Below are 1,747 nucleotides of genomic sequence, written 5' to 3' on the forward strand. Positions count from 1 at the left end.
GGTTTGGGGGGTAGAACCCCCCAAAGGCTTGGATTGAGTGATAAAATCGGAAGTAATACTAAATCCGTTGAGTATAGGCTACATATCAGGAGAGGCACTGATTTGGAAATAGAAGCTGAAATAACGCAAATTCGTCAATCAGAATATTTTCATGCTTGGCGGTGCCAACTTTGGCATCGGGACTGACGACCGACGACCGACTCCTGAATACTGTCTCCTGATTCCTACTTTATATTTGTGGTTTACGACTTAGTAATTATCGGTGCCACTCCTGCGGGGATAGAAGCGGCTTTGTTGGCTGTTCACCTCAAAAAAAGGGTGGCTTTAGTGCAACAGCCTTCTAGCGGCAATTTAGAGGCATCTGAGGACATTTTTAGCAAAGGGTACAGCCAAATTATCCATCTTTATAAACTGCTTAATCATTGGCAAGAAACGGCCATTTATCCCCAATGGCAACAGTTGCGGCAATGGTTAGAGGAAGTAGATAAAACTATTAATAAACATCATTCTTTAGCGAGATTAGCCACGGAAGGAATAGATGTGATCCCGGGTGGGGGGGAATTTGTCCGGCTGCCCCATTTGGGATTCGTGGTTAACGGTCGGCAATTGTTGGCTAAACACTATCTTATCGCTACTGGTTTTTATCCGCAAGTCCCGAAAATTTTCGGCTTAGATGAGGTTAATTATTTTACCGCTCAAACCCTTTGGCAAGAGCCAAATTTAGACAATTTAGGACAACATTTAGCGATTATTGGCAACAGCAGCATGGCTGTGAGTTTGGCACAAATTCTCCGACGTTTAGGGAAAGAAATTAGCTTAATTATCGAGGATAGTTATCTACTGCCGGATGTTGATCGGGAAATCTCCCATTTAGTTACTGCCATTTTAGAAGCGGAAGGAATTAAGATTTTACCCAACTATTGTCCTAGTCAAGTGAAAGCGATCGAGGGTCAAAAATGGTTACAATTAGGCAATCGTGTTATCGAAGTCGATGATCTCATTTTTGCTGGTAATTATCAAGTCAATGAACGGGGATTAAATTTGGCCGGGGTGGGAGTTAAACTAGAGGAGGGATTAATTAGGGTTAATCAGCAATTACAAACCGATAATTCCCGCATTTATGCCCTAAATTTGCTCAGAAATAATTATCCCGATCCTACTTTAAATCACCGGGCTGCTTTTGGGTTAGTCAAGCATCTGCTCACGGGAGAAAAATTTAACTTTAATCCCCAGCAAATTCCCTCATTTATTGCTTTCGATCCTGCTATTGCTTGGGTGGGTTTAACTGGAAAAGCGGACCAGGAGAGCTATGGTGAGGAGGTAAAGATGATCAACTATCCAATTAAAAATATAGTCCCACAGCAAATCTGGGGGGAAACCACGGGATTTTGTCAATTAATCTACCGACAAGATGGTAAAATACTGGGAGCGCAAATAGTCGGTAATCAAGCAGCAGAAATGATTAGTATTATCAGTTTAGCTTTCCAAGAAAATTTAACCATACAATCCCTCAATAAAAATATTTATGCTTGGGGAAGTATGGGAGAGATTATCGGAGAAATGACGGAATTAATCCCCCCGAAAAAATCTTGGTTAACTTGGCTAAAACAATTATTCAGATAATTAGATTGAGAAGGAAGATTAAATGATGAAACCGAAATTTATTGTCTTTGAAGGTATTGACGGATCGGGAACAAGTACCCAAGCAAAACTCCTACAAGAATATTTTTTAAAGCGAGGGGAAAAA

General features: G+C 40.8%; 2 protein-coding genes. Both read left to right on the plus strand.

All coding sequences use genetic code 11. The features are described from left to right. Positions 1–237 precede the first annotated feature (237 nt). The gene (locus PX484_RS00030) at positions 238–1,623 is read left to right on the plus strand and encodes a dihydrolipoyl dehydrogenase family protein (protein WP_288102622.1); all 1,386 of its coding nucleotides are present in this window, start codon (positions 238–240) and stop codon (positions 1,621–1,623) included. Between the two features lie 25 nt (positions 1,624–1,648). Beyond that, a partial coding sequence (locus PX484_RS00035) for a dTMP kinase (protein ID WP_502882683.1) occupies positions 1,649–1,747 on the plus strand: 99 nt, incomplete at its 3' end.

The sequence above is a fragment of the Microcystis sp. M49636_WE2 genome (assembly GCF_030065375.1).
Taxonomy (GTDB): domain Bacteria; phylum Cyanobacteriota; class Cyanobacteriia; order Cyanobacteriales; family Microcystaceae; genus Microcystis; species Microcystis aeruginosa_C.